Below are 281 nucleotides of genomic sequence, written 5' to 3' on the forward strand. Positions count from 1 at the left end.
CTGGCCCGCCGGCAACTGGCTGTTCTCGCGCGCGGTCTGCTTCAAGGCGCCCTACTTCGCCAGCATCGCACCGCGCATCACCCGCCTGGAACACGGCCGCTGCGAAGGCACGCTGGTCGATCGCCGCAAGGTGCGCAACCACATCGGCACGGTGCATGCGATCGCGATGTGCAACCTGGCCGAGCTGACCGCCGGGCTGATGGTGGACGCGTCGCTGCCGAAGGGCATGCGCTGGATCCCGAAGGGGATGCAGGTGCAGTACCTGGCCAAGGCGCGTGGCA

Annotated in this window: 1 protein-coding gene; it reads left to right on the plus strand. The window is 68.7% G+C overall.

What is annotated here, in order from left to right; genetic code table 11:
• Nucleotides 1–281: hotdog fold domain-containing protein (locus G5A07_RS21235; RefSeq protein WP_191863972.1), on the plus strand; the 281-nt coding region annotated here is incomplete at both ends.

It is taken from the genome of Stenotrophomonas sp. AS012628, assembly GCF_010608305.1.
Taxonomy (GTDB): Bacteria; Pseudomonadota; Gammaproteobacteria; order Xanthomonadales; family Xanthomonadaceae; genus Stenotrophomonas; species Stenotrophomonas geniculata.